The organism is Streptomyces sp. 71268 (genome assembly GCF_029392895.1).
GTDB lineage: Bacteria > Actinomycetota > Actinomycetes > Streptomycetales > Streptomycetaceae > Streptomyces.
Genome location: NZ_CP114200.1, coordinates 6,520,237 through 6,544,484 on the forward strand (window position 1 = coordinate 6,520,237; position 24,248 = coordinate 6,544,484).

Below are 24,248 nucleotides of genomic sequence, written 5' to 3' on the forward strand. Positions count from 1 at the left end.
GGCCCGGACCGAGCGCACCCGCCGCCCCCGGCACCCGGAGGACGACCTCCCGGCGCCGGGGGCGGTGCGTGCTGCGCGGTGGCCACCGGCCCGCGCGTCAGCCCGTACCGTTGGATGCCGTGACTCCTCCCGCCACCGGACCGAGCACCCCGAGACCGGGGCCGATCCGCGACTGCTGGCTCCGTGCGCGCCCGCTCGCCGTGGACGCGGTGATCGCCGCCGGCGTCTTCGTCTGCATCCTGGTCAGCTCGGTGACCGGGCCCTCCGAGAACAGGCCCGACGTCGGCCCGCTCCTCGTCGGCCTGGCCGTGCTGTGCAGCGCCGCGCTCGTGCTGCGCCGCCGGCGGCCACGGACGGTGCTCGCCGTCACCACGGTGCTGAGCGTGCTGGGCATCGCCGGCTCGCGGGACGGCTCCGTGCCCCCCTCCCAACTGGCCATCAGCGTGGTCATCGCGCTCTACACCGTCGCGGCCTCCACCGACCGGCACACCACCTGGCGGATCGGCGCGGCCACCGTCGCGCTGCTCACCGGCACCGTGATGATCTTCGGGGTCCAGCCCTGGTACGCGCAGGAGAACCTCGGCATCTTCGCCTGGACCGGCATGGCCGCCGCCGTCGGCGACGCGGTGCGCAGCCGGCGGGCCTTCATCGCGGCGATCGAGGAGCGCGCGGTGCGCGCCGAGCGCACCCGCGAGGAGGAGGCCAGGCGCCGGGTGGCCGAGGAGCGGCTGCGCATCGCCCGCGAGCTGCACGACGTGGTCGCCCACCACATCGCGCTGGTCAACGTGCAGGCCGGGGTGGCCTCGCACGTCATGGACAGCCGCCCGGACCAGGCCAAGCAGGCCCTCGCGCACGTGCGCGAGGCCAGCCGCTCGGCCCTGGGCGAACTGCGCGCCACCGTCGGCCTGTTGCGCCAGTACGGCGACCCGAAGGCCCCCACCGAGCCGGCGCCCGGGCTCAGCGTCCTCGACCAGCTCATCGACGGCTTCGTCCGTACCGGGCTGCGGGTGACCGTGGAGGCGGCGAGCGAGGGCGAGCCGGGTGCGCGGGTGACCGACGCGGCCGGCGTCGCCGAGGTGTCCGGCGCCCTGCCGACCGCCGTCGACCTCACCGCGTACCGCGTCATCCAGGAGGCGCTGACCAACGTGCACAAGCACGCGGGACCCAGCGCCACGGCCGCGGTGCGCATCGTGCGGCAGCGGGACGAGCTGGAGATCACCGTCGTGGACGACGGCGGCGGCACCGGCGAGACGGCGGCGCAGCCGGCCGCCCGCGTCGGCGCGCTCCAGGGCAGGGCGGGCCCGACGGCCGGCAGGGGCCAGCCTGCGGCGCGCGGCGCCGACCGGGGCGCGCCGCCCACCGCCCGCGACCTCGGTGGCGCCTGGCGGGAGGCGGCCGACGGCGGCGGGCACGGCCTGATCGGCATGCGCGAGCGGGTCGCCGCGCTGCGCGGCGACTGCGAGGCGGGGCCCCGGCTTGAGGGCGGCTTCCGAGTGCGCGCGACACTTCCCGTACGGGGCCGCGCGGGAGGGGACGAGAACGTATGACGATCAAGGTGGTGCTCGCGGACGACCAGGCGCTGTTGCGCAGCGCCTTCCGCATCCTGGTGGACTCCGAGTCCGACATGGAGGTCGTCGGGGAGGCGTCGGACGGTGCCGAGGCCGTCCGGCTGACCCGGGAGACCGGCGCCGACGTGGTGCTGATGGACATCCGGATGCCCGGCACCGACGGGCTCGCCGCCACCCGGCTGATCAGCGCCGACCCCGCGCTGGCGGACGTGCGGGTGGTCATGCTGACCACGTTCGAGGTGGACGAGTACGTGGTGGAGTCGCTGCGCGCGGGCGCCAGCGGCTTCCTGGGCAAGGGCGCCGAGCCCGAGGAACTGCTGGCCGCCATCCGGGTCGCGGCGGCGGGCGAGGCCCTGCTGTCGCCGGTCGCCACCAAGGGGCTGATCGCCAAGTTCCTCGCGCAGGGCGCCGGTTCGGGAGATCACGCGGCCGACGGCGGCTACGAGGCGGCCCGGCTCGACGCGCTGACGGTGCGCGAGCGCGAGGTGCTGGTGCAGGTCGCCGGCGGGCTGTCGAACGACCAGATCGCCGAGCGGCTCCAGGTCAGCCCGCTCACCGTGAAGACCCACGTCAACCGGACCATGGCCAAGCTCGGCGCCCGCGACCGGGCCGGGCTCGTGGTCATCGCGTACGAGAGCGGCCTGGTGCGCCCGCGCTCGGAGTAGCTGTCGTCCCCCGCGAGGTCGGGGGCGCGGCTGGCGGTGGGCGGCCGGCGTGCGCGCGAACGCCCCGCGCCGCGTCGGTGGGACGGCGGGCGGGGCGTTCGCGGCGGCCCGCTGGTGGGGGCGCCGGGGCGGGGCTACGGCAGGGACAGCATCCGCTCCAGGGCCAGCTTGGCGAAGCTCTCCGTCTCCGGGTCGACCTCGATGCGGTTGACCACCTTGCCGTCGGCCAACGACTCCAGGGCCCAGACCAGGTGCGGGAGGTCGATGCGGTTCATCGTGGAGCAGAAGCACACCGTCTTGTCGAGGAAGACGATCTCCTTGTCCTGGTCGGCGAACCGGTTGGCCAGCCGCCGCACCAGGTTCAGCTCGGTGCCGATGGCCCACTTGGACCCGGCCGGCGCGGCCTCCAGGGTCTGGATGATGTGCTCGGTCGAGCCCACGTAGTCGGCGGCCGCGACGACCTCGTGCTTGCACTCGGGGTGGACCAGCACGTTCACGCCCGGTATGCGCTCGCGCACGTCCCGCACCGACTCCAGCGAGAACCGGCCGTGCACCGAGCAGTGGCCGCGCCACAGGATCATCTTCGCCGCGCGCAGCTCCTCGACGGTCAGGCCACCGTTCGGCTTGTGCGGGTTGTAGACGACGCAGTCCTCCAGGGACATCCCGAGGTCCCGTACGGCCGTGTTGCGCCCCAGGTGCTGGTCGGGCAGGAAGAGCACCTTGGCGCCGCCGGCCTGGCCGCCCTGCGCGAAGGCCCACTCCAGGGCCCGCCGCGCGTTGGACGAGGTGCAGATCGTGCCGCCGTGCTTGCCGGTGAACGCCTTGATGTCGGCGGAGGAGTTCATGTACGAGACGGGCACGGTCACCTCCGCCACGCCGGCCTCGGTCAGCACGTCCCAGCACTCGGCGACCTGCTCGGCCGTGGCCATGTCGGCCATGGAGCAGCCGGCGGCCAGGTCGGGGAGGATGACCTGCTGGTCGTCGCCGGTGAGGATGTCGGCGGACTCGGCCATGAAGTGCACGCCGCAGAAGACGATGAACTCGGCGTCCGGCCGGGCGGCCGCGTCCCTGGCGAGCTTGAACGAGTCCCCGGTGACGTCCGCGAACTCGATGACCTCGTCGCGCTGGTAGTGGTGGCCGAGCACGAAGACGCGGTCCCCGAGCCGCTCCTTGGCCGCCCGGGCGCGGGCCACCAGGTCGGGGTCGGAGGGGGCGGGGAGGTCGCCCGGGCACTCCACGCCGCGCTCGCTCCTCGGGTCGGACTCGCGACCCAGGAGCAGCAGGGCCAGAGGCGTGGGCTGGACGTCGAGAGGTTGGGCGGTGGTCACAGCACGCACCCTTTCTGTTTCCGCAGACAAGCCTTTTCGTCTGATTGACGCTATTTATCATAACCGCTTCGCGTCACGTTGACGATGGCCATCGCGTCGATGTGACGCATGCCCGGTTCGGCGGCCCGTGTCCGGGCGGAGGCCGGTGTGCGAGCATGAAGACGGAAGACGCGCGCCAGAGTCGGAATGAATTCGGCCCGGCGTGGGTTGCAGCCGAGGGCAAGCAGTCCGTACAACCCGGGAGAGAAGCAGATGACGGTTCAGGACGACACCACCACGAGTGACGGCATCCTCCTGTCCGATGCCGCCGCGGGCAAGGTCAAGGCGCTCCTTGAGCAGGAAGGCCGCGAGGACCTCGCGCTGCGCGTCGCAGTTCAGCCTGGTGGCTGCTCCGGCCTGCGCTACCAGCTCTTCTTCGACGAGCGTTCGCTCGACGGCGATGTCGTGAAGGACTTCGACGGGGTCAAGGTCGTCACCGACCGCATGAGCGCCCCGTACCTCGGTGGCGCCTCCATCGACTTCGTGGACACCATCGAGAAGCAGGGCTTCACCATCGACAACCCGAACGCCACGGGCTCCTGCGCCTGCGGCGACTCCTTCAGCTAAGGCCCCCACCCCTCCGCGGGCGCACCCGCCCGCGGGGCCGAGGGCCACACACGGCGGCCGACGGCGCACCGCGCCCCGGTCGCACGCCTGCCGCGCGCTCCGGCGCCCGGCTCACGGCGCGGCCGACCACGACGGAGGCGGCGGCCCCCGCCCCATGGCTCCAGGCCATGGCTGACGAGGGCCGCCGCCCCGGTCGCGTCCGCTGCTGTCCCGACGCTCCGGCGCCACGTGCCGTACGGGCCGTGCCGCGCTCGCGCTACTTGTCCTGCTTCGCGCCCTCACCCTTGGGCACGGACTCGCCGGTGGCGGCGTCCACCACCTCGCGGTCGCCCAGCGGCTCGTCGAGCGTGATCTTCTTCTCGAACTCCTTGGCGACCAGGACGCACTTCGCGCCCGGCTTCTTCTCCTTGCCCGTCACCCGCACGGTGACCTTTGAGTCGGAGGTGTCGGCGGTGGCCTCGTACGTCGAGCACACCCCGCCGTAGAACCGGACGGTCAGGCTCTTGCCGTCCGCGCTGTAGGACTCGATGTGCTTGCCCGGGCGGGTGCCGTTACCGGGCTCCCGGTCCGAGCCGCCGTCGGTTGGCGCGCCGGGGCCGGTCCTGGCGCCGATCACGTACTTCGGGTCCACGGCCGGGTGCGTGACGGTGAAGTCGGACTCGCCGTCCTTGGCGTCCGCCGGGCGCACCGTGAAGATCCACGAGGGCACCAGCACCTGCCGGCCCTCCTCGAACCGCATGCCGAGCCCGAACCTCGCCTCGCGCACCTCGTGCGCGGCGGACCGCTCGCCACGGGCCGGCGCGCACGGCGCGACCTCCCGCTCGCCGTCCCCGGCGCCGCTCGCGCCGTCGGTGCCCCGCTCGGCCTTGCCGCCGCTGTCGCCCTGGTCGCCCTTCTCCACGTCGTCCGCCACGTCGGGCGCGGCGGGCTCGGTGTGGGCGCAGTCGCCGACGGGGGCCCGGCCCGCGTTGCCCGGGCCGGCGTTGAGCGCCTTGACGGCCTCGTCCGCGTCGATCAGCGGGTACTCGTCGCCCTTGGCCAGCTTGTTGAGGAAGCCGTTGGCCCCGTCGACGTCGCCGTCCACGCCGACCTCAAGCGTGGTCTGCCAGCCGTAGCTGGGCAGCCCGTCGAAGGTCGGGTCGGCGGTCACCGCGCGCACCGCCCCGTAGGTGCGGCTCGCGTCGAGCTTCGCGTCGGACTGGCCGACCGCGTCGAGCACGGGCCGCGCGGCCTTCTCGGCCTCGGCGACGGAGACCGGCTCCGAACCGCCGTCGGGCACCGCCGGCGCGTTCTTCGGGCCGCGCGCCTCGCGGCCGCGCCCGGCGTCCTTGGTGCCGCCGCCGGAGGTGCCGTCCCGCAGCGAGCCGCAGCGCGGGCCGGCCGGGCTGGACTGGCTGGCGTCGTCGGCGTCGCCCATGGTGTGCGGCGGCTCCAGGCAGCCGTCGCCGCCCGGCGCGCCGAACTTGGTGTACGACCAGCCGCCGGCACCCGTCTCCTTCACGCGCAGCGTCGGGCTCATCCGGTCCGGGGTGCCGCCGACCTTCCACACGCCGCGCTCCAGCCGGGGCTCGCCGGCCACGCGCAGCGCCTTGGCCAGTCGCTCCACGTCGGCGCGGGAGACCTTCGGGGCGGTGCGGTAGACGGGGGCCGTCTCCCGTGGCGCGGTGGGCAGTTCGCCGGGTGCCCGGTAGTGCGCGCGGCCGGGGTCGGGTTCGCCGGGGGCGATGCCATCGCGCGCCCCGCGTTCGTCGCCGGCCCGCTCGCCGATGGCCAGGGGCGCCGGGTCGCTCGACCGGCCGCCGTCCCGCGACCCACCGTCGTCGGAGGCCGACGACGCCCAGTAGGCGCCGCCACCGCCGACCACCATCACCGCCGCGGCCACCGTGGCGATGGCCCACGGGGAACGGCGCTTGCTCGCGGTCTTCGTACTGGTGTGGCCGGAAGTCTCCTCGGAGAGGTCCTCGGGGGTGTCCTCGGTGCTCACGGTGTTACTCCTTCGGCTCCGCTCTTTGGTTCGGCTCCATCCCCGGGACGGGGACGCCGATGGGACGGAGCGGGGGAGCGGTCGGTTCCACCGGGTCGGCGCGGAACGGAAAACGGGCCGCCGCGCGCCCGAGTGGCACGCGGCGGCCCGAGGGCCCGAGCGGCGGGGGCGCGGCCGGAGCCGGCCACCTCGCGCGGCGGTTCAGTCGCCGTAGTCGGCCATGCCGTCCACCAGGTGGGCGGAGGCCGACGGCACCCGTACGCCGCGAAGCTGGGCCGGGCCCACCGGCGGCGCGGTCGCCGCGGCGCCGCTGGCGGACCAGCGCGGCGCCATCCGCGCGCAGTCGGCCCGCAGTTCGGCGAACGACTCCGGTTCGGCGGCGTGCACGGGAAGGTCGGGGGTGGCGTCCTGTCGCATGGGCTCTCCCGGTCCGTGGGGCGGCTGGCGCACACCCCGGCTAGAGGCACCGTAGGCACGTCGAACGCTGCGAAGAAAGCCCTACTATTGGGTAGTTTTGCCCGTTCGGCGCCGAGCGGCGGAGCCGGTAGCGTGAAGCGACCGTCCTCACCATCGTCCTTGTCGTCGCCCGCAGGAGCAGACTCGCCGTGCGCATTGCTGTCACCGGCTCTATCGCCACTGATCACCTGATGACCTTCCCCGGCCGTTTCGCCGACCAACTGGTCGCCGACCAGTTGCATACGGTCTCGCTGTCCTTCCTGGTCGACGCCCTCGACATCCGCCGCGGCGGCGTCGGGCCCAACATCTGCTTCGGCATGGGCGCGCTCGGCCTGCGCCCGGTCCTGGTCGGCGCGGCGGGCGAGGACTTCGCCGAGTACCGCGCCTGGCTGGAGCGGCACGGCGTCGACACCGAGTCGGTTCGCATCTCGGAGCTGCTGCACACCGCGCGCTTCGTGTGCACGACCGACACCGACCACAACCAGATCGCCTCCTTCTACACCGGCGCCATGAGCGAGGCCCGCCAGATCGAGCTGCAGCCCGTCGCGCAGCGCGTCGGCGGACTCGACCTCGTACTGATCGGCGCCGACGACCCCGAGGCGATGGTCCGCCACACCGACGAGTGCCGTACGCGCGGCTACGCGTTCGCCGCCGACCCCTCGCAGCAACTCGCCCGAATGGAGGGCGAGGACATCCGCCGTCTGGTGGACGGTGCCACGTACCTGTTCACCAACGAGTACGAGAAGGCGCTCATCGAGACCAAGACCGGCTGGACCGCCGAGGAGATCCTCGGCAAGGTCGGCACCCGGGTGACAACGCTGGGCGCGCGGGGCGTGCGCGTCGAGCGCGTCGGCGAGCCCACCATCGAGGTGGGCGTGCCCGAGGAGAAGGCCAAGGTCGACCCGACCGGCGTCGGCGACGCCTTCCGCGCGGGCTTCCTCGCCGGCCTGTCCTGGGAACTGCCCCTGGAGCGGTCCGCGCAGGTCGGCTGCATGCTGGCCACACTGGTCATCGAGACGCTCGGCACGCAGGAGTACGAGCTGCGCTCCGGCAACTTCGTCGAGCGCTTCCAGAAGGCGTACGGCGCGGACGCCGCCGCCGAGATCACCCCGCACCTGCCGGCCGACCTGGCCTGAGCCCCCGCCCGGAGCGCTCCGCGCACCGAGCACCAGCCCCAGCGCTCCGCGCTCCTTCGCCCCCGCTCCCGCCGCGTGACCGGCGGGGGCGGGGGCGAGCCGGTCCGCCGTCGGCGCGGCGGAGGCTACCGGCGGCGCACCCAGTACGCCATGCCGCGCCGCGCCGCGCGCTCGCCCACGTACTCCTGCCCCCGCATGTCGCACCAGGCCGGGATGTCCAGGCGCGCCGCGTCGTCGTCGGCCAGCACCGCGACCACCGCGCCGACCGGGACGTCCTCGATCACCTTGGCCAGCTCGATGACCGGCAGCGGGCAGCGCTTGCCCAGCGCGTCCACGGTCAGCGCCGGCTCCAGATCGCGCGCGTCGTCCGCGCCCGCGCCGTCGGCCTCGGCCCGGCCTTCGTTCCCAGCCCCGCCTTCATTCCCGGCCCCGCCTCCGGCCGCGTCCGCGGCGGCCGAGCTCTGAGCGCCGGGCGCCTCCACCGCGCCCGTCGGCGCCGCCCCGTCGGCGCGCGGCCCCCGTACCGAGGCCGACTCCCGCCCCGTCGGCGCCCCCAGCTTCGCGCGTACCGCCGACACGATCCCGGGCAGCAGCTCCAGGAACAGCTCCACGTCCGCCTCGGTCGTCCCCCTCGGGAGCGACACGCGCACGTTGCCCTCCGACAGCACCCCCATCGCCCGCAGCACATGGCTCGGGGTCAGCGTGCTCGACGTGCACGAGGAACCGGAGGAGACGGCGAACTCCGCCCGGTCGAGCCCGTGCAGCAGGCTCTCCCCGTCGACGTACAGGCAGGAGAAGGTGACCAGGTGCGGCAGCCGCCGCGTCGGGTCCCCGACCACCTCCACGTCCGGCACCAGCTCCGGTACCCGGGTCCGGACGCGGTCCACCAGGCCGCGCAGCCGCAGCGCCTCGGACTCGGCCTCCTCGCGCACGGCGCGCAGCGAGGCCGCCGCGGCGACGATGGCCGGGATGTTCTCGAACCCCGCGGACCGGCCCGACTCCCGCTCGTCCACCGGGCCCTGCGGCGCGAACCGCACGCCCTTGCGCACCACCAGCAGCCCCACGCCCGCCGGCCCGCCCCACTTGTGCGCGCTCGCCGTCAGCAGCGACCAGCGGCCCTCGACCCGACCCCAGGCCAGCGACTGCGCGGCGTCCACCAGGAGCGGCACGCCCGCCTCGCGGCAGACCTCCGCGACGTCCACCACCGGCTGCTCGGTGCCCACCTCGTGGTTGGCCGACTGGAGACAGGCCAGCGCGACGGGCTCGGCGACCCCGCGTAGCGCGTCGGCGTACGCGGTGGGCGCCACCCGACCCGTACGGTCCACGCCGACCTCGGTGACCGTGCCGCCCGCGACCGTGTGGGCGGTGGCCGCGTGGAGTACGGAGGAGTGCTCGACCGCCGAGACGACCAGCCCCCGGCCGACCCGCCGCCGGCCGGCGAGGGCCCCGGCGATGCCCTGGTGCACCGCGCGCGTCCCCGACGCGGTGAAGACCAGCTCGTCGGGGCGGCAGCCGACGGCGTCGGCCGCGGTCTGCCGCGCGGCGTCGAGCAGCAGTCGGGCCCGCCGCCCCTCCCGGTAGAGCCGGGCCGGGTCGCCCCACCCCTCGTCCAGGGCGGCGAGCAGCGCCTGCCGGGCCACGGGGTGCGGGGGAGCGGAGGAGGCCGCGTCGAAGTAGGGCACGCGACGACGCTAGACGACCGGTGGGCCGAGCGCCGTAGCGCGGCTCACGCCGCGTCGCCCGGGCGGACCAGGGAGCGCCGGACGACCGGCCGCCCCCGAGGGGCCGACCGGCCGCCCCCGGAAGGCGGCCGCGCCCGGGAGGGCTCGCCCGGGGCCGCCGCCGGAGCCGGGCCCCGGCCCGCGTGCGACCGGCGGCGCGGGCCGCCCCGGCCCGGCGTACGACCAGCCGGCCGCCCCTTCGGCCGGCCGCGCGAGGGTGCGCTCAGCACACCGTCAGATGCCGTCCGGAGCCGGCTGTTCCACCCCTTCGGGGCCCGGACCGGCGCGTTGGGCACCCTCCCCGCGCGACCTCAAATAGCGTCCAGTAGGGTTTGGTCCGCATAAACATCCAAACCCCTGCCCGCAGCGGGCCGGCGACCGACCAGCGAGACGGCCGCAGCCGGCCGCACGGGCGAGACTCTCGGGAAGGCGCTACGTGAGTCCCAACGGCTCCGACCGCTCGTCGCGGCGCCCGATGCGGCGGAAGCTGCCGCAGGCGCTGGCCGCGGGCCTGGTCCTCGCGACCGCTACCGGTTGCACATCCAAGGACTTCCCCCGCCTCGGAATGCCCACCCCCGTCACGGAGGAGGCGCCGCGGATTCTCTCCCTGTGGCAGGGCTCCTGGGCGGCAGCACTCGCCACAGGCGTGCTGGTCTGGGGCCTGATCCTGTGGAGCGTCATCTTCCACCGGCGCAGCAGGACCAAGGTCGAGGTACCCCCGCAGACGCGGTACAACATGCCCATCGAGGCGCTGTACACCGTCGTGCCGCTCGTCATCGTCTCGGTGTTGTTCTACTTCACCGCGCGCGATGAGAGCGAACTCCTCAAGACCTCCAAGAAGCCCGACCACGTCATCAACGTCGTGGGCTACCAGTGGAGCTGGGGCTTCAACTACATGGAGAACGTGGACGGCGACCCGTCCACACCCGCGAAAACCCCCAAGGAGGTCGCCGGCATCCCGGACCGGATGCTGAAGGCCGTGCCCAAGGGCGCCGAGGGCGTGTACGACCAGGGCATCCCGGGCGACCGTGACCCGGACAAGGGCTGGCCGGGCCCGACGCTGTGGCTGCCGAAGGGCGAGACGGTCCAGTTCGTGCTCACCTCGCGGGACGTCATCCACTCGTTCTGGGTGATTCCGTTCCTGATGAAGCAGGACGTCATCCCCGGCCACACGAACCGATTCGAGGTGACTCCGAACAAGGAGGGCACCTTCATGGGTAAGTGCGCCGAGCTCTGCGGCAAGGACCACTCCCGGATGCTCTTCAACGTCAAGGTGGTCTCCCCCGAGGAGTACCGGAAGCACCTGAAGGACCTGGCGAAGAAGGGTCAGACCGGATACCTCCCGGCAACCATCAAGCAGACGGACGCCGCCAAGAACGCGGAGACCAAGAACCAGTGAGCATCCTCAACGAACCTCAGGGTGCCGCCGCCGACACGGCAAAGGCAGCACCACCCGAGTACCGGAAAGCCCCCGGCAGTGCCGTGGTGAAGTGGCTGACCACGACCGATCACAAGACGATCGGCACGATGTACCTGGTCACCTCGTTCGCGTTCTTCTGCATCGGCGGCGTCATGGCGCTGTTCATGCGCGCCGAACTCGCTCGCCCCGGCACGCAGATCATGTCGAACGAGCAGTTCAACCAGGCGTTCACGATGCACGGCACGATCATGCTGCTGATGTTCGCGACGCCGCTGTTCGCCGGATTCGCCAACTGGATCATGCCGCTGCAGATCGGCGCGCCCGACGTGGCGTTCCCGCGGCTGAACATGTTCGCCTACTGGCTGTACCTCTTCGGCTCGCTCATCGCGGTCGGCGGGTTCCTCACCCCCAACGGCGCGGCCGACTTCGGCTGGTTCGCCTACTCCCCGCTGTCGGACGCGGTCCGCTCGCCGGGCGTCGGCGCCGACATGTGGATCATGGGTCTGGCCCTCTCGGGCTTCGGCACCATCCTCGGCTCGGTCAACTTCATCACCACGATCATCTGCATGCGCGCTCCCGGCATGACGATGTTCCGGATGCCGATCTTCACCTGGAACGTGCTGCTCACCGGTGTCCTGGTGCTGCTCGCCTTCCCCGTGCTCGCCGCCGCGCTGTTCGCCCTGGAGGCGGACCGCAAATTCGGGGCGCACATCTTCGACGCGGCCAACGGCGGCGCACTGTTGTGGCAACACCTCTTCTGGTTCTTCGGCCACCCAGAGGTGTACATCATCGCCCTGCCGTTCTTCGGCATCATCTCCGAGGTCATTCCGGTCTTCAGCCGCAAGCCGATGTTCGGTTACATCGGTCTGGTGGCCGCGACGATCGCCATCGCCGGTCTCTCGGTGACGGTCTGGGCGCACCACATGTACGTCACAGGCGGCGTGCTCCTACCGTTCTTCTCCTTCATGACCTTCCTTATCGCGGTGCCCACCGGTGTGAAGTTCTTCAACTGGATCGGCACCATGTGGAAGGGCTCTCTGAGCTTCGAGACGCCCATGCTGTGGGCGGTCGGCTTCCTGATCACCTTCACCTTCGGTGGTCTGACCGGCGTCATCCTGGCCTCGCCGCCGATGGACTTCCACGTCTCCGACTCGTACTTCGTCGTCGCGCACTTCCACTACGTCATCTTCGGCACCGTGGTCTTCGCGATGTTCTCCGGCTTCCACTTCTGGTGGCCGAAGTTCACCGGCAAGATGCTGGACGAGCGGCTCGGGAAGATCACCTTCTGGACGCTGTTCATCGGCTTCCACGGCACGTTCCTGGTGCAGCACTGGCTGGGCGCCGAGGGCATGCCCCGCCGGTACGCCGACTACCTGCACGCGGACGGCTTCACCACGCTCAACACCATCTCCACCATCAGCTCGTTCCTGCTGGGCCTGTCCGTGCTGCCGTTCTTCTACAACGTGTGGAAGACCGCGAAGTACGGCAAGAAGGTCGAGGTCGACGACCCGTGGGGCTACGGCCGTTCGCTGGAGTGGGCGACTTCCTGCCCGCCGCCGCGGCACAACTTCCTCACGCTGCCGCGCATTCGCTCCGAATCCCCGGCGTTCGACCTGCACCACCCGGAGATCGCCGCGCTCGACCAGCTTGAGAACGTCGGGCACACCGAAGAGAAGGCCCTCGCGGGTGGCAAGGAGGCAGGCAAGTGAAGATCCAAGGCCGGATGTTCATCTGGCTCGCCGTCTTCATCCTCGCCATGGCGATCGTCTATGGCGTCTGGTCCAAGGAGCCGGTCGGCACGACCGCGCTCTCCCTGTCCTTCGGCCTGAGCATGATGATCGGCTACTACCTGGCGTTCACCGCGCGCCGGGTGGACGCCGGAGCGCAGGACAACAAGGACGCTGACGTCGCTGACGACGCCGGTGAGCTGGGCTTCTTCAGCCCGCACAGCTGGCAGCCGCTGTTCCTCGCGGTGGGTGGCTCGTTCGCCTTCCTCGGCGTGGTCTTCGGTTGGTGGCTGATGTACTTCTCGGCCCCGATCATCATGATCAGCATCTTCGGCTGGGTCTTTGAGTACTACCGGGGCGAGAACCGCACCCAGTAGGCACACCCGTTCGCCGTACGGCCCGGACACCCCCTCGGGGGAGTCCGGGCCGTACGCGTTTCGGGGGACCCGTCACCGCCGTGGCCGCCCCTCGTTTGGCCCGCTGCGCGCGCCGAAACCGGCCGCCGTTCTTAGCGTGTGGTCATGAGCCACACCTCTCGCTCCCGAATACCCATCCGCTGCGCCCTCCTGGTGACGCCGCTGGCGATAGGCGCCGTGGCCTGCGCGGGCTCCCCCTCCGACCCGCTGGCTGACAAGCCGTACGACGCCGCCGAACAGGTGGCCTTCAACGGCGACCCGCGCGGCCGCCAGGCCGACCCCGACCGGCCCCTGGAGGTCACCGCCAAGGGCGGCGGCAGCCGGATCACCGACGTGACCGCCACCGACGCCACCGGCCGCTACCTGCGCGGCGAACTCACCGCCGACGGCAAGCGGTGGCGCTCCACCGCCCCGCTCGCGGCAGGCGCCCACTACACGCTCCGGGTGAGCACCGAGAACGCCGACGGCAGGCCGGGCCGCAAGACCATCAGCTACGACACCGCCCCCGCCGACAAGTTGCTCCGGGTGCGTTTCGGCCCGGACAGCGGCACCTACGGGGTCGGCCAGCCGGTCACCGCCGAACTCAGCGCCCCCGTGAAGAACCGCGAGGACCGGGCCACCGTCGAACGCGCCCTGCGCGTCAGCTCCCAGCCGGCCGTCGAGGGCGCCTGGCACTGGGTGGACGAGAGGAGCCTGCACTACCGCCCGCGCGCGTACTGGCCCGCCAGAGCCACCATCACCGTGCGCAGCCACCTGGACGGCATCAAGGTCGCCGGCGGCCTCTACGGCGGCCCCACCAAGCCCCTCACGCTGCGCACCGGCGCCAGGATCGAGGCCGTCACGGACGCGGCGGCGCACCGGATGACCATACGGCGCGACGGCAGGACGCTGCGCACCATCCCCGTCACCACCGGCAAGCCGGGCTTCGACACGCGCAACGGCGTCAAGGTCGTCCTCGCCAAGGAGTCCTTCGTCCGCATGCGCGGGACCAGCATCGGCATCGCGGAGGGCAGTTCCGAGTCGTACGACCTGCCGGTGCACTGGGCCACCCGGGTCACCTGGAGCGGCGAGTACGTGCACGCGGCGCCCTGGTCGGCGGGCTCGCACGGCGCCGCCAACGTCAGCCACGGCTGCACCGGGATGAGCACCGCCAACGCCCGCTGGTTCTTCGACACGGTGCGCCCCGGCGACCTGGTGACGGTCACGGGCAGCGGCGGCACCACGATGACGCCGTTCGACAACGGCTTCGGCGACTGGAACCTGTCCTGGGACAAGTGGCGCCAGGGCAGCGCCCTGACCACCGGACCGCGCGACGGCGGCGGCCCGGCCGACACGGCCCGGCTGCGACCGGCGGTCTGAGCCACGGCAGGACCCGGCCACGGCGGTCCGCCGTCCAGGCGGCCCGCGACACGCCGAGCCGGCCCGCCACATGCCGAAGGGGGCCCGACCGCTCCCGCGGACCGGACCCCCTTCGCCGTGAATCGGCCGTGTGCCGGTCTCAGGCGCTTATGGCCCGCTTCTGGCGCAGCAGCCCGGCCAGCGCGTCGGCGAGCGCCACCGGGTCCACCGGGAGCGTCACAGCGGCCTCGGCGCGGCTCCAGGTGGCCAGCCAGGCGTCCTGCGGGCGGCCCATGAGCAGCAGCACCGGGGGGCAGGCGTAGATCTCGTCCTTGATCTGTCGGCACACGCCCATGCCGCCGGCGGGCGCGGTCTCGCCGTCCAGGACGCAGACGTCGATCCCGCCGGCCTCCAGGGCCTCCAGGACGGCGGGCAGGGTGGCGCACTCCAGGTACTCGACCTCGGGGACGTCCGCCGCTGGACGCCGCCCGGCGGCCAGCCGCACCTGCTCGCGGGTGCCCGCGTCATCGCTGTAGACCAGCACCGTGGCAGTGGGCCGCATCTTTCCTCCAGGCAGGTGGACGGCACGGAACGGACTGGGTCCGTGGGGCGGATGCTACTGCGCCGGGGCCCGCGGCGAGGAGAGGTCGTACGGATCTTCCCCGGGCTCGACGGGGCGTCAGGAGGGCTGGCGCGCGGAACGCGTTGTGGAGCCCCGGATACCGTTTCCCTCCTTCGGGGGACCGCCGCAATAGGCCGTACGAGCCGCTTGAACAGCCTTGACACTCCGAACGGGACCCCCCGAGGTGAGGGCGGGATAAGCGACCGACATAATGTCGGTCGTGGCGACAGCAACAGCAGTAGATACCGGGCACGCGCACCCGTCGGTCAACCGGCCGAACCTCACCAGCGTCGGAACCATCATCTGGCTGAGTTCCGAGCTGATGTTCTTCGCGGCCCTCTTCGCGATGTACTTCACCCTCCGATCGGTGACCGGGGCAGAGCACTGGAAGGAAATGGCCGATGCGCTGAACTTCCCGTTCTCCGCCACGAACACCACGATCCTGGTGCTCTCCTCCCTCACGTGCCAGCTCGGCGTCTTCGCCGCCGAGCGCGGTGACGTGAAGAAGCTGCGCATGTGGTTCGTGGTCACCTTCGTGATGGGTGCGATCTTCATCGGCGGTCAGGTCTTCGAGTACACCGAGCTGGTCAAGCACGAGGGGCTCACCCTCTCGTCCGACCCGTACGGTTCGGTGTTCTACCTGACCACCGGCTTCCACGGGCTGCACGTGACGGGCGGACTCATCGCGTTCTTGCTGGTCCTGGGCAGGACGTACGCGGCCAAGAGGTTCACGCACGAGCAGGCGACGGCGGCCATCGTCGTGTCGTACTACTGGCACTTCGTCGACGTCGTCTGGATCGGCCTCTTCGCCACGATCTACATGATCAAGTAACCGGTCCCGCACCGGACCCGCGTTTCACCCGAGACGCAGCCAAAAGCATCGACGCTGAAGATCCTGACACCGGGGTAATCCGTGAAAAAGCTCTCCGCACGACGGCGCCATCCGCTGGCGGCGCTCGTCGTCCTACTCTTCGCGCTGGCGGCCACGGGGGGGCTTTACGCCGCGTTCGCGCCGGCGGACAAGGCCAAGGCCGACGAGGCCCAGACCTCCCTCGCCATCGACGAGGGCAAGAAGCTCTACGCCGTTGGCTGCGCAAGCTGCCACGGCACTGGCGGCCAAGGCACATCTGACGGTCCGAGCCTGGTCGGCGTCGGCGCCGCCGCCGTGGACTTCCAGGTGAGCACCGGCCGCATGCCGGCCCAGCAGAACGGTGCCCAGGCCCCGAAGAAGCCCAAGGTCTACACGGCCGCCGAGACCGAGCAGCTCGCGGCGTACGTGGCCTCGCTCGGCGCCGGCCCGGAAACGCCGAACAAGAGCCAGTACAGCCTCAACGGCAAGGAGGATGCTGCCAACGGTGGGCAGCTCTTCCGTTCGAACTGTGCCCAGTGCCACAATTTCTCAGGCAAGGGCGGGGCGCTGAGCAACGGCAAGTACGCGCCCCCTCTTGACGGTGTGAGCCCGAAGCACATCTACGAGGCCATGCAGACCGGCCCGCAGAACATGCCGTCTTTCCCCGACACGGTCATGCCGGAGAAGGAAAAGAGGGACATCATCGCCTACCTCAACAAGGTCAACAGCGACGACACCGAGAGCCCCGGTGGTTTCCAACTGGGTGGACTCGGCCCGGTGGCTGAGGGCTTGTTCGCCTGGGTGTTCGGCCTGGGCGCCCTGGTCGCCATCACCATTTGGGTCGCAGCCCGGACCACGAAGGCCAAGAAGTCATGAGCAGCCAAGACAACTCAGAAGAGAACCTGCCACAGCAGCAGGACGACGCCGACGGCGGCGTGCTGGCGACTCGGGACAACCCGTTCGCCAACCCGGGGCTGCCGCCCCACGAGCACCGTGTGCAGGACATCGACGAGCGGGCCGCCAAGCGCTCCGAGCGCGTGGTCGCCGGGCTGTTCACGCTGTCGATGCTGTCCACGATCGGCTTCATCGCCTCGTACGTCGCGTTCCCGGTCGACAAGATCGTCTACGTCTTCCCGATCGGCCACGTCAGCGCGCTCAACCTCTCGCTGGGTCTGACCCTGGGGCTCGCGCTGTTCTGCATCGGCGCCGGCGCCATCCACTGGGCCCGGACGCTGATGACCGATGTCGAGGTGCCCGAGGAGCGGCACGACATAGAGGCCACCCCCGAGGTGCGCGAGGAGGTGCTCGCCGGGTTCCAGGACGGTGCCCGCGAGTCGGACCTCGGCCGCCGGAAGCTGGTCCGCAACACGCTGATCGGCGCGATGGCCATGGTGCCGCTGACCGGCCTGGTGCTGCTGCGTGACCTGGGCCCGATGCCGGGCACGATGCTCAGGCACACCAAGTGGGCCAAGGGCAAGATGCTCATCAACGAGAACACGCACGAGCCGCTGCGTCCCGAGGACATCGCCGTCGGTTCGTTGACGTTCGCCATGCCCGAGGGCCTGAGCGAAGAGGACCACGACTTCAACAACCAGATCGCCAAGGCGGCGCTCATGATCGTCCGGCTGCAGCCGGAGGACATCAAGAACAAGCGCGAACTGGACTGGTCGCACGAGGGCATCGTCGCGTTCTCGAAGATCTGCACGCACGTGGGCTGCCCGATCAGCCTCTACGAGCAGCAGACCCACCACGTGCTGTGCCCGTGCCACCAGTCGACCTTCGACCTGACCGACGGCGGCCGAGTCATCTTCGGCCCGGCGGGCCACGCCCTGCCGCAGCTTCGGATCACGGTCAACGACAAGGGCTACCTTGAGGCGATGGGCGACTTCGCGGAGCCCGTCGGTCCTGCCTACTGGGAGCGCGGATGAGTACTGCAACCGACACTCGGCGCAAGAAGGCTCCAGCGGGCGAGCGCGTCGCCGACTGGGCCGACAGCCGGCTGGGCATCTACAGCCTGGCCAAGGCCAACATGCGCAAGATCTTCCCCGACCACTGGTCGTTCATGTTGGGTGAGGTCTGCCTCTACAGCTTCATCATCATCATCCTCACGGGTGTGTACCTGACGATGTTCTTCAACCCCAGCATGGGCGAGATCGTCTACGACGGTCCGTACGTGCCCATGCAGGGGATCAGGATGTCGGAGGCGTACGCCTCGACGCTCGACATCAGCTTCGAGGTCCGCGGTGGTCTGCTGATCCGGCAGATCCACCACTGGGCCGCGCTGATCTTCGTCGGCAGCATGTTCGTGCACATGATGCGCGTCTTCTTCACCGGTGCGTACCGCAAGCCGCGTGAGATGAACTGGGTGTTCGGCTTCCTGCTGCTGGTGCTCGGCCTCTTCACCGGCCTCACCGGCTACTCGCTGCCGGACGACCTGCTCTCCGGCACCGGTGTCCGCTTCACCCAGGGCGCCATCCTGTCGGTCCCGCTGGTCGGCACCTACCTGTCGATGTTCCTCTTCGGAGGCGAGTTCCCCGGGCACGACTTCGTCGGCCGGTTCTACTCGATCCACATCCTGTTGCTGCCGGGCATCATGCTCGGCCTGGTCGTGGCGCACCTGATCATGGTGTTCCTGCACAAGCACACCCACTGGGCCGGGCCCGGCAAGACCAACACCAACGTGGTGGGCACGCCGTTCCTGCCGGTGTACATGGGCAAGGCCGGTGGCTTCTTCTTCCTGGTCTTCGGTGTCATCGCGGCCATCGCGGCCGTCGCCACCATCAACCCGGTGTGGGCGATCGGCCCCTACCGACCAGACCAGGTGTCCACAGGTGCCCAGCCGGACTGGTATCTCGGCTTCGCCGAGGGTCTGATCCGAGTGATGCCTGGCTGGGAGATCAACGCCTGGGGCCACACCCTCGTGCTGGGTGTGTTCATCCCGCTGGTGATCTTCCCGCTGGTGCTGCTCGCCATCGCCGTCTACCCGTTCATCGAGTCCTGGGCGACCGGCGACAAGCGCCACCACCACCTGCTGGACCGGCCGCGCAACACGCCGACCCGTACCGGCTTCGGTGTCGCCTGGATCACCACGTACCTGACGATGCTGATCGCCGGTGGAAACGACCTGTGGGCCACCCACTTCCACCTGTCGATCAACGCGATCACCTGGTTCTCGCGCATCGCGTTCTTCGTGCTGCCGGTGGTGTCGTTCATCGTCACCAAGCGGATCTGCCTCGGCCTGCAGCGTCGGGACAAGGAGAAGGTGCTGCACGGTCGCGAGTCCGGCATCATCAAGCGGCTGCCGCACGGCGAGTTCATCGAGGTGCACGAGCCGCTGTCGCAGGACCAGTTGCACACGCTCACGGCGCACGACCAGTACAAGCCGCTTGAGCTGGAGCCCGAGGTGGACGAGAACGGCGTGGTGCGCAAGCCCACCCGCTCCGAGAAGCTCCGCGTCAAGCTGTCGAAGGGCCTGTACGGCGAGGACAACCAGATCGCCAAGCCCACCGTCGAGGAGTACAAGGAGATCACGAGCGGCCACGGTCACCACTGACCCCTCCTGATCACCTGCTGATCGCCACACGGAGAACCCCGTCCGATGTTTGGACGGGGTTCTTCGTCTGTTCCCGGCCCTGGATAGGCTGGCTCCACACCTCACCCACCACCAGGAGCGTGGACCATGAACGTTGTGACCCCGGCAGGCGGCGACAGCGCGACGGCCCACACCTGGCCGGGCATCCTGCGCAGCCTCCTCGCCGGCCAGGACCTCGGCGCCGACGCCTCCGCCTGGGCGATGGACCGCATCATGACGGGCCAGGCCAGTGACACCCAGATCGCGGGGTTCGCGGTCGCCCTGCGGGCCAAGGGCGAGACGGTCGACGAGGTCGCCGGCATGGTCCGCACGATGTACGAGCACGCCAACCTGATCGACGTCCCCGGGCCCACCGTGGACATCGTGGGGACGGGCGGCGACGGGGCCAAGACGGTCAACATCTCCACGATGTCCTCGATCGTGGTGGCCGGCACCGGCGCCCGGGTCGTCAAGCACGGCAACCGGGCCGCCTCCTCGGCCAGCGGCGCCTCCGACGTGTTGGAGAAGCTCGGGGTCAACCTGGACCTCACGCCGGCGCGGGTGGCCGAGGTCGCCGGGCGGGCGGGCATCACCTTCTGTTTCGCCGTCAAGTTCCACCCCTCGCTGCGGCACGTGGCGGCGGCCCGCCGCGAACTGGGCATCCCCACCACGTTCAACTTCCTCGGGCCCCTCACCAATCCGGCCAAGGTCGCGGCCCAGGCCACCGGGGTCGCCGACCCGCGGATGGCGCCGATCCTGGCGGGGGTGCTCGCCGGGCGCGGCACCAGCGCGCTGGTCTTCCGTGGCGACGACGGCCTGGACGAGCTGACCACCACGGCGACCTCCCGGGTGTGGGAGGTGCGCGACGGTACCGTGCGCGAGCAGAGCTTCGACCCGCGCGACGTCGGCCTGGAACTGGTCCCCGTGGAGGCCCTGCGGGGCGCTGACGCCTCGTACAACGCCGACGTGGCCCGCCGGCTGCTCGCCGGCGAGCACGGGCCGGTACGGGACGCCGTGCTGCTCAACTCGGCGGCGGCCCTCGTCGCCCTGGACGCGTTGAGCACGACGTCGGCGGCGGAGTCGGCCGCGCGGTTCGAGGCGGGGGCTCCCGCGCCGGAGCTGCCGCCGCTCGCCGAGCGGATCGGGGCGGCGATGGGGCGCGCGGCCGAGGCCATCGACTCGGGCGCGGCCAGGCGCACGCTGGAGCGGTGGGTGGCGGCCAGCCAGGAGTAGCCACGCGCCGCGCGGCGGCGTGGGCCAGGCGGCACAGCACGCAGCGGTACAGGGCAGTACAGAGTGAGGGCGCGTCCCCGGACGGGGGCGCGCCCTCGCGCCGCGTGCGGGCCCGTCAACGGCCCGCGCAGTCCGGGCGCGTGGCCGATTCGCCACCCCGTGTGCCGCCGGTGGGGGAGGTGGGCGGTTGCGGTGTGGGCGCGGTGTGGCATGATGCTTCGCAGGTCACGAGTGACAGCGACACAGGCCCCGGCCCGCTGTCCGGCAACCCTCCGTCCGTGGCGGGGTGCCCCGGGTGATGACCAGGCCGTAGGCAGCGAGGTCTACGGCAAGCGCGGACCCCTCGCACTCGTTTCCTCGAGTGAGACATCCAGGGGTCCTGGTGGTCGAGGGAGAAGCTCCGTGAGTCAGCGAATGCGTTAGGGCCCGCCGGCCCCGTTCAGCACGCTCCGGTTTTCCGGACATTCCGGCCCATCCGATCCGCGCCAGCGCGCGGGCACCCCCGGGCCGTCTTCCGCACCCACCGACGGGTCAGCCGTCGGCCGTGCGTTTCCCCAAGCCCTGTTGCTTCCCTCGTGTGAAGCCCTGCCCTGCCGGGAGAACTCGCCATGTCCACGCGCCCCTTCGCCGCCGCCCCGACCGCCGCCACCGTCGCCTCCGCCGACGCCGCTTCGGCCACCACCGCCGACACCGGGGTGGCGGCCGAGCCCGCCTGTGCGGCCCGGTCGGCCTCGCTGCCGCTGCCCGTGCTCGGGGCGGACGTGCGGGTTCCGCTGGTCACCGGGGGCGAGGTCGGCTACGCCGCGCTGGACTACGCCGCCAGCGCCCCCGCGCTGCGCCGGGTGTGGGAGGACGTGGCCGCGTACGCCCCGTACTACGGCAGCGTGCACCGGGGGGCGGGCTACCTCTCGCAGTTGTCCACCGACCTGTTCGAGACCAGCCGCGCGGACGTGGCCGCGTTCCTCGGCTGCCGCCCGGACGACCAGGTCGTCTTCACCCGCTCCACCACCGACTCGCTCAACCTGCTCGCCGCCGTGCTGCCCGAGGGCACGCGGGTGTACGTCTTCGAGACCGAGCACCACGCCGCGCTGCTGCCCTGGGAGCGGCAGCGGGGCGTGTCGGTGACCTACCTGAGCGCGCCCCGTTCGCCCGCCGCCGCCGTGCGGACGCTGGAGGCGGCGCTGGCGGAAGGGGCCGCCGAAGGGCCCGCGCTGGTCTGCGTGACCGGCGCGTCGAACGTGACCGGCGAGCTGTGGCCGGTGCGTGAGTTGGCGGCGACGGCGCACGCGCACGGCGCCCGGATCGTGCTCGACGCCGCCCAGCTGGCCCCCCACCACCCGGTCGACATCGCCGAGTTGAACGTGGACTGGGTCGCGTTCTCCGGTCACAAGCTGTACGCGCCGTTCGGATCCGGTGTGCTCGCGGGCCGCGCGGACTGGCTGCGCGCGGCGGAGCCGTACCTCGCCGGTGGCGGCGCCAGCCGCACCGTGGTGCGGGCCGCCGACGGCGGCGTGGACGTGGCCTGGCACACCACCGCCGCCCGGCACGAGGCCGGCTCGCCGAACGTGATCGGCGTGTACGCCATCGCCTCGGCGTGCCGGGCGCTGACCGAGGCCGGCTTCGACGCGCTGGTCGAGCGCGAGCGGGAGCTGATCGCCGCCGTACGGGCCGGTCTCGCCGACGTCCCGCAGGTGCGCCTCCTGTCGCTGTTCGGCGACGACGCGCCCCGGGTCGGGGTGCTCTCCTTCGTCGTGGACGGCTGGAACAGCTCGCACTTCGCCGCCGCGCTCTCCGCCGAGTACGGCATCGGCGTGCGGGACGGGCTGTTCTGCGCCCACCCGCTGGTGCGCACCCTGCTCGACAGCGAGGCGTCGGAGCCGGGCGAGTGCGGGGCGCCGGACCAGGCGCCCGGTGGCTCGGGCTCGCTGAACGCGATCCGGGTCAGCTTCGGCGCCGGGACGCCCGACGAGCACGTCGAGCGGTTCGTGCGCGCGGTGCGGGAGTTGGTGCGCGACGGCGCCCGCTGGAGCTATCGCACCGAGGACGGCCGCTGCGTGCCGGACCGGGGCGCGACGGCGCATTGACCCGTGACGCCGCCGCGCCGTGGCCCGTGCGCGGTGCCGCGCTCGGGCCACGGGCCGGCGGCGGGCGGGGCTTCAGCGCGACGCGGCGGGCGGACCGGGCAGCGGCACGAGGCGGCCGGGGCCGGGGCTCGGGGCCGTGATGGGCGCCGCCACGGGCGCGAAGCGGCCCGGGGCGGCGGTGAGTCGGGTGCCGATGAGGATCATCCGCAGGGCCGCCTCCGCCGCGTCCGTGAGGAACTCCCGGCCCCGCCCCAGGGCCTCGGCGAGCGCCACCGGCGCGGGCAGGATGCCGTGGTAGGCGTCGACCCCCGCGCCGCGTACCTCCTGAGCGCCTTCGCCGATGGTGCCCGCGAGGGCGAGCACCGGTCTGCCGTGGGCCTTGGCGCGGCGCGCCACCTCGGCCGGGATCTTGCCCCGGGTCGTCTGCCGGTCCAGTGCGCCCTCGGCGGTGACGACGAGGTCGGCGCGAGCCAACCGGGCATCCAGGTCCAGGCCGTCCAGGAGCACGTCGAAGCGGGGCAGCAACCGGGCGCCGATCGCGGCCAGTCCGGCGCCGAGCCCCCCGGACGCGCCGGTGCCGGGCCCGTGGCGCAGATCGACGCCGCCGGCGGCCGAGGGCAGCAGGGCCAGGGCCGGCGCCGCGCCCGGCGCGGCGTGCGCCGGCGCGGGGGCGGCGCCCGGTGGCGGGCCCGGCGCGGGGGAGGCGAGCGCGACGGCGGGGCCGCTCACGTCGCGCGCGAGGATGTGGGCCCAGCGTTCGAGCGCGGCCGACAACTCCTCGACCTGGGCCGGGCTCGCGCCCTTCTGTGGCCCGAAGACCCGGGCCACGCCCTGCGGGCCGCACAGCACGTTGAACGGGTTGCAGGCGACCAGCAGTTCGGTCTCGGCCAGTCGGGGGTCGAGCCGCGACCGGTCGACGCGGGCGAGGCGGGTCAGGGCCCGCCCGCCGGGCGGGAGTTCGCGGCCGTCCGCGTCGAGCAGTCGGGCACCGAGTGCCTGGAGCGCGCCCGCGCCGCCGTCGGACGTACCCGAGTCGCCGCAGCCGACGAGGACGCGGCGCGCGCCGAAGTCCAGGGCGGCGCGGATGAGTTCGCCGACACCGCGGGTGGTGGTGGCGCCGGGGTCGCGCTGGTCCGGCGGCACCAGGGACAGTCCGGCGACGGCGGCCATCTCGACCGCCGCGGTGCGCGCCCCGGCCGGGCCGCGCGCGCCGGGGCCGAGCAGCGCGAAGTGGGTGGGCACCGCGACGCCGGTCGGGCCGGTGGCGGTGAGGTGGTGCAGGGCGCCACCGGTCGCGGCGGCCAGCGCCTCGGCGGTGCCCTCGCCGCCGTCCACCAGCGGTATCAGGTCGGTGTCGGCGTCGGGCACCACACGGCGCAGCCCCTCGGCGATGGCCTCGGCGGCCTCGCGGGCGGACAGCGACTCTTTGAACCCACTGGGGGCCACGGCGAAGCGCAGGGGGCGGGGTGCGGGGGCGTTCATGGTGCTCCGTAGATCCGTAGGGGGTGGGGGCGGGTAGCGGT

At 72.1% G+C, this 24,248-nt stretch carries 20 protein-coding genes and 1 riboswitch; of the genes, 14 read left to right on the plus strand and 6 right to left on the minus strand.

Annotated elements, in window-relative coordinates; translation table 11 throughout:
- Positions 1 to 119: 119 nt before the first annotated feature.
- Together OYE22_RS25955 and OYE22_RS25960 are read left to right on the plus strand one after the other, a co-directional pair.
- Positions 120 to 1,547, plus strand: a complete 1,428-nt coding sequence (locus OYE22_RS25955) for a histidine kinase (RefSeq protein ID WP_277322646.1) — start codon at positions 120 to 122, stop codon at positions 1,545 to 1,547.
- A complete protein-coding gene (locus tag OYE22_RS25960; RefSeq protein ID WP_277322647.1) occupies positions 1,544 to 2,233 on the plus strand; it encodes a response regulator transcription factor in 690 nt (229 codons plus the stop codon). Before OYE22_RS25955 ends, OYE22_RS25960 begins: the two co-directional genes overlap by 4 nt.
- Positions 2,234 to 2,367: 134 nt before the next feature.
- Here the strand turns inward: OYE22_RS25960 and nadA are convergent, their stop codons facing one another.
- Entirely contained in the window at positions 2,368 to 3,570 is a 1,203-nt protein-coding gene (gene nadA / locus OYE22_RS25965; protein WP_277322648.1) for a quinolinate synthase NadA, read from the minus strand.
- Positions 3,571 to 3,813: 243 nt separating this feature from the next.
- Here nadA and OYE22_RS25970 point away from each other — a divergent pair, with 243 nt between their 5' ends.
- Entirely contained in the window at positions 3,814 to 4,167 is a 354-nt protein-coding gene (locus OYE22_RS25970) for an iron-sulfur cluster assembly accessory protein (RefSeq protein WP_187063318.1), read from the plus strand.
- Positions 4,168 to 4,423: 256 nt separating this feature from the next.
- Here OYE22_RS25970 and OYE22_RS25975 read toward each other — a convergent pair whose 3' ends face one another.
- Both OYE22_RS25975 and OYE22_RS25980 read right to left on the minus strand, forming a co-directional pair.
- Positions 4,424 to 6,151, minus strand: a complete 1,728-nt coding sequence (locus OYE22_RS25975; protein WP_277322649.1) for a hypothetical protein — start codon at positions 6,149 to 6,151, stop codon at positions 4,424 to 4,426.
- Between the two features lie 201 nt (positions 6,152 to 6,352).
- Positions 6,353 to 6,568: a hypothetical protein gene (locus tag OYE22_RS25980; protein WP_277322650.1), complete on the minus strand. Its 216-nt coding sequence runs from the start codon at positions 6,566 to 6,568 to the stop codon at positions 6,353 to 6,355.
- A 188-nt stretch (positions 6,569 to 6,756) separates the two neighbouring features.
- On the opposite strand from OYE22_RS25980, the gene OYE22_RS25985 reads away from it, so the two are divergent.
- Positions 6,757 to 7,743 (plus strand): carbohydrate kinase family protein, encoded by a 987-nt coding sequence (locus OYE22_RS25985; RefSeq protein ID WP_277322651.1) that lies wholly within the window; start codon positions 6,757 to 6,759, stop codon positions 7,741 to 7,743.
- Between the two features lie 125 nt (positions 7,744 to 7,868).
- Here OYE22_RS25985 and OYE22_RS25990 read toward each other — a convergent pair whose 3' ends face one another.
- Positions 7,869 to 9,425 carry a cysteine desulfurase/sulfurtransferase TusA family protein gene (locus OYE22_RS25990; RefSeq protein ID WP_277322652.1) on the minus strand — a complete coding sequence of 519 codons (1,557 nt, stop codon included), beginning with the start codon at positions 9,423 to 9,425 and terminating at the stop codon, positions 7,869 to 7,871.
- A 475-nt stretch (positions 9,426 to 9,900) separates the two neighbouring features.
- On the opposite strand from OYE22_RS25990, the gene coxB reads away from it, so the two are divergent.
- The 4 genes from coxB (at position 9,901) to OYE22_RS26010 (ending at position 14,386) form a co-directional block, all read left to right on the plus strand.
- Positions 9,901 to 10,863, plus strand: coding sequence for a cytochrome c oxidase subunit II (gene coxB / locus OYE22_RS25995; protein WP_277322653.1), 963 nt, complete (start codon positions 9,901 to 9,903; stop codon positions 10,861 to 10,863).
- The gene (ctaD, locus tag OYE22_RS26000; protein ID WP_176161204.1) at positions 10,860 to 12,593 is read left to right on the plus strand and encodes a cytochrome c oxidase subunit I; all 1,734 of its coding nucleotides are present in this window, start codon (positions 10,860 to 10,862) and stop codon (positions 12,591 to 12,593) included. The genes coxB and ctaD overlap by 4 nt, the downstream gene beginning before the upstream one ends.
- Complete coding sequence (locus tag OYE22_RS26005; protein WP_277322654.1) at positions 12,590 to 12,988, plus strand: cytochrome c oxidase subunit 4; 399 nt, start codon at positions 12,590 to 12,592, stop codon at positions 12,986 to 12,988. Before ctaD ends, OYE22_RS26005 begins: the two co-directional genes overlap by 4 nt.
- 144 nt (positions 12,989 to 13,132) lie before the next feature.
- Entirely contained in the window at positions 13,133 to 14,386 is a 1,254-nt protein-coding gene (locus OYE22_RS26010; RefSeq protein WP_277322655.1) for an Ig-like domain-containing protein, read from the plus strand.
- A gap of 139 nt (positions 14,387 to 14,525) precedes the next feature.
- Here the strand turns inward: OYE22_RS26010 and OYE22_RS26015 are convergent, their stop codons facing one another.
- Positions 14,526 to 14,927, minus strand: a complete 402-nt coding sequence (locus tag OYE22_RS26015; protein WP_176161201.1) for a hypothetical protein — start codon at positions 14,925 to 14,927, stop codon at positions 14,526 to 14,528.
- A 271-nt stretch (positions 14,928 to 15,198) separates the two neighbouring features.
- Here OYE22_RS26015 and OYE22_RS26020 point away from each other — a divergent pair, with 271 nt between their 5' ends.
- The 6 genes from OYE22_RS26020 to OYE22_RS26045 all read left to right on the plus strand — a co-directional run bounded on the left by OYE22_RS26020 (position 15,199) and on the right by OYE22_RS26045 (position 22,725).
- On the plus strand, positions 15,199 to 15,819 hold the full coding sequence (locus tag OYE22_RS26020) for a heme-copper oxidase subunit III (RefSeq protein ID WP_176161200.1): 621 nt from the start codon (positions 15,199 to 15,201) through the stop codon (positions 15,817 to 15,819).
- An 81-nt stretch (positions 15,820 to 15,900) separates the two neighbouring features.
- Positions 15,901 to 16,713 carry a cytochrome c gene (locus OYE22_RS26025; protein WP_277322656.1) on the plus strand — a complete coding sequence of 271 codons (813 nt, stop codon included), beginning with the start codon at positions 15,901 to 15,903 and terminating at the stop codon, positions 16,711 to 16,713.
- Positions 16,710 to 17,765: a Rieske 2Fe-2S domain-containing protein gene (locus OYE22_RS26030; RefSeq protein WP_277322657.1), complete on the plus strand. Its 1,056-nt coding sequence runs from the start codon at positions 16,710 to 16,712 to the stop codon at positions 17,763 to 17,765. Before OYE22_RS26025 ends, OYE22_RS26030 begins: the two co-directional genes overlap by 4 nt.
- Positions 17,762 to 19,390, plus strand: coding sequence for a cytochrome bc complex cytochrome b subunit (locus tag OYE22_RS26035; RefSeq protein WP_277322658.1), 1,629 nt, complete (start codon positions 17,762 to 17,764; stop codon positions 19,388 to 19,390). The genes OYE22_RS26030 and OYE22_RS26035 overlap by 4 nt, the downstream gene beginning before the upstream one ends.
- A gap of 126 nt (positions 19,391 to 19,516) precedes the next feature.
- Positions 19,517 to 20,641 (plus strand): anthranilate phosphoribosyltransferase, encoded by a 1,125-nt coding sequence (gene trpD / locus OYE22_RS26040; RefSeq protein ID WP_277322659.1) that lies wholly within the window; start codon positions 19,517 to 19,519, stop codon positions 20,639 to 20,641.
- A 223-nt stretch (positions 20,642 to 20,864) separates the two neighbouring features.
- A riboswitch (SAM riboswitch) is annotated at positions 20,865 to 20,982 on the plus strand.
- 267 nt (positions 20,983 to 21,249) lie between these two features.
- Positions 21,250 to 22,725: an aminotransferase class V-fold PLP-dependent enzyme gene (locus OYE22_RS26045; protein WP_277322660.1), complete on the plus strand. Its 1,476-nt coding sequence runs from the start codon at positions 21,250 to 21,252 to the stop codon at positions 22,723 to 22,725.
- A gap of 72 nt (positions 22,726 to 22,797) precedes the next feature.
- Here OYE22_RS26045 and OYE22_RS26050 read toward each other — a convergent pair whose 3' ends face one another.
- Complete coding sequence (locus OYE22_RS26050) at positions 22,798 to 24,207, minus strand: glycerate kinase (protein ID WP_277322661.1); 1,410 nt, start codon at positions 24,205 to 24,207, stop codon at positions 22,798 to 22,800.
- Between the last annotated feature and the right edge of the window lie 41 nt (positions 24,208 to 24,248).

Excerpts from the sequence above, each read along its gene's own strand:
- OYE22_RS26020 (WP_176161200.1), top strand. The coding sequence starts at position 15,199 with ATGTCGGTCGTGGCGACAGCAACAGCAGTAGATACCGGGCACGCGCAC.
- OYE22_RS26015 (WP_176161201.1), bottom strand. The coding sequence starts at position 14,927 with ATGCGGCCCACTGCCACGGTGCTGGTCTACAGCGATGACGCGGGCACC.
- OYE22_RS26030 (WP_277322657.1), top strand. The coding sequence starts at position 16,710 with ATGAGCAGCCAAGACAACTCAGAAGAGAACCTGCCACAGCAGCAGGAC.
- OYE22_RS25970 (WP_187063318.1), top strand. The coding sequence starts at position 3,814 with ATGACGGTTCAGGACGACACCACCACGAGTGACGGCATCCTCCTGTCC.
- OYE22_RS26045 (WP_277322660.1), top strand. The coding sequence starts at position 21,250 with ATGTCCACGCGCCCCTTCGCCGCCGCCCCGACCGCCGCCACCGTCGCC.
- OYE22_RS26050 (WP_277322661.1), bottom strand. The coding sequence starts at position 24,207 with ATGAACGCCCCCGCACCCCGCCCCCTGCGCTTCGCCGTGGCCCCCAGT.
- OYE22_RS26035 (WP_277322658.1), top strand. The coding sequence starts at position 17,762 with ATGAGTACTGCAACCGACACTCGGCGCAAGAAGGCTCCAGCGGGCGAG.
- OYE22_RS26010 (WP_277322655.1), top strand. The coding sequence starts at position 13,133 with ATGAGCCACACCTCTCGCTCCCGAATACCCATCCGCTGCGCCCTCCTG.
- OYE22_RS25980 (WP_277322650.1), bottom strand. The coding sequence starts at position 6,568 with ATGCGACAGGACGCCACCCCCGACCTTCCCGTGCACGCCGCCGAACCG.
- trpD (WP_277322659.1), top strand. The coding sequence starts at position 19,517 with ATGAACGTTGTGACCCCGGCAGGCGGCGACAGCGCGACGGCCCACACC.
- OYE22_RS25960 (WP_277322647.1), top strand. The coding sequence starts at position 1,544 with ATGACGATCAAGGTGGTGCTCGCGGACGACCAGGCGCTGTTGCGCAGC.